The organism is Nocardiopsis sp. JB363 (genome assembly GCF_900143625.1).
In the GTDB taxonomy this organism is placed as follows: Bacteria; Actinomycetota; Actinomycetes; order Streptosporangiales; family Streptosporangiaceae; genus Nocardiopsis.
This window is the reverse complement of the sequence record NZ_FRFF01000209.1, coordinates 1-1,970: the sequence shown is the minus strand read 5'-3', so window position 1 is coordinate 1,970 and position 1,970 is coordinate 1. Positions and strand designations below refer to the sequence as shown.

The following is a 1,970-nucleotide window of genomic DNA, read 5'->3' as shown; positions in this document are numbered from 1 at the left end:
CTACCAGGGGCTTGTGTGCCACGAGCGCGTGAGATCGGCGGTGGTAGCGGCTGACTGAGCGCGGTGCTGCACGGGAGATGAAGGATTTGGCCCTTCGGAGCCGCCTTTCGGGAGGAGGCTTCAAACCGCCCTCCGCTGCGTTAGCTGAAGACTGTCGTGGTGAGCGGGAGGGAAAAGGCGCCCATGAGGCGTCAGGTGGGGATCAAGAAGGCGTTGCATCAAAAGCCTCGTGAGGGGTTCTCCGCGGAAGCGCCGTTAGGTATGAAGTGACATCGAAACCGGGCCTTTAAGCTCAACCCGGGATAAGTCTGGCGGGGGCCCGAGTACTGGCCAGGCGGTGTCCGGCGCAGAGGTGGCGCGATCTTGATTTGCTGCTCTCGTGTGGAACGTGGGATGGCGCGTCCCGACACAGCCCCTGCCCAGGAAAGGGCGGGGCGAGAGGGAGTTACCCAAGCGTCTGAAACGCGAGGGGGTGAGTACCGTCGCGGGACGCGCAGGCGGACCGGCTCGTAGTAGTGACGATCCTCCTGCTTGATGCGGTGGGGTGGGGAGCGAAGGGGCCGGCTTGACCGTGGTTCGTTGATGAGATCAACCGGGCGCTGCGGTGGCCGGGAGGAGTCGCGTGGACGAGCAGAGGCCATCAGACAAGCCGTTCGACATTTCCAAGCAGGAGGTCTGGGACGCTTATCAGAAGGTGCGAGCCAACAAGGGTGCGCCGGGTGCGGACGGTTACTCGATTGAGGACTTCGAGAAGGATCTGAAGGGCAACCTCTACAAGATCTGGAACCGGATGTCCTCGGGCAGCTATTTCCCGCCTCCGGTGCTGGCGGTGGAGATCCCGAAAACACATGGCGACGGCATCCGGGTTCTCGGGGTGCCGACCGTCGCGGACCGGATCGCGCAGACCGTTGTGGCCGCCCGGCTGGAGGGAGTCGTGGAACCGAAGTTCCATGTCGACTCCTACGGGTATCGGCCAGGCCGGTCCGCGCTGGACGCGGTGGCCAGATGCCGGGAGCGCTGCTGGGGCAACGACTGGGTGATCGACCTCGACATCCAGAAGTTTTTCGACAGCGTGCCCTGGGATCTGATCGTCAAGGCGGTCGAGGTCAACACTGACCAGCCCTGGGTCGTTTTGTATGTCAAACGGTGGCTTGCCGCCCCCGTGCAACGGCCTGACGGCTCGCAAGCCGAACGGGATCGTGGAACTCCCCAGGGGTCGGCGGTTTCGCCCGTGCTGGCCAACCTGTTCTTGCACTATGCGTTCGACGAGTGGATGGACGGGCGGTTCCCGTCGGTGCCGTTCGAGAGGTACGTCGATGATGCGGTGGTGCACTGTCGCAGTGAGAGCCAGGCCAGGATGCTGGTCTCGGCGATCGGGCAACGGATGGAACAGGTCGGGCTGAGGCTCCACCCGGACAAGACCCGGATCGTCTACTGCAAGGACGGAAAGCGCAAGGGCTCTTTCGAGCACACGGCGTTCGACTTCCTGGGGTTCACGTTCCGGGCGCGGGCAGTTCGCAGCAGGCATGGGACCGTGTTCACGGGCTTCGGCCCGGCGGTCTCCAAGACCGCCATGCGGAAGATGAGCGAAACGGTGCGATCCTGGCGGTTGCACCGCCGAACCCCCTTCTCCGAGCAGGACCTCGCACGGTGGCTCAATCCGATCGTGTCAGGATGGATGAACTACTACGGCCGGTTCTATCGGTCGGAGCTTTATCCGCTGCTCAGACGCATCAACGTCTACCTGGTGCGCTGGATGAGGAAGAAGTACAAACGGCTGAGGACCTTCAAGAAAGCGCACGCCGCATGGCAGCGCACGACCGGCCAGTACCCGCGCTTCTTTGCGCACTGGCGGTGGGTCCCGGAGTTCTGACGGCGAGGTTGAGAAGAGCCCGGTGACGGGAGACTGTCACGCCGGGATCTGTGGGAGCCCGGAGGTGCGACTCCTCCGGGCGACCCGACCTTGCTGT

Annotated in this window: 1 protein-coding gene; it reads left to right on the top strand. The window is 63.9% G+C overall.

Annotated features, from left to right (window positions below):
* Nucleotides 1-622 precede the first annotated feature (622 nt).
* Nucleotides 623-1,873, top strand: coding sequence for a group II intron reverse transcriptase/maturase (gene ltrA / locus BQ8420_RS31105; RefSeq protein WP_087104128.1), 1,251 nt, complete (start codon nt 623-625; stop codon nt 1,871-1,873).
* Nucleotides 1,874-1,970 lie beyond the last annotated feature (97 nt).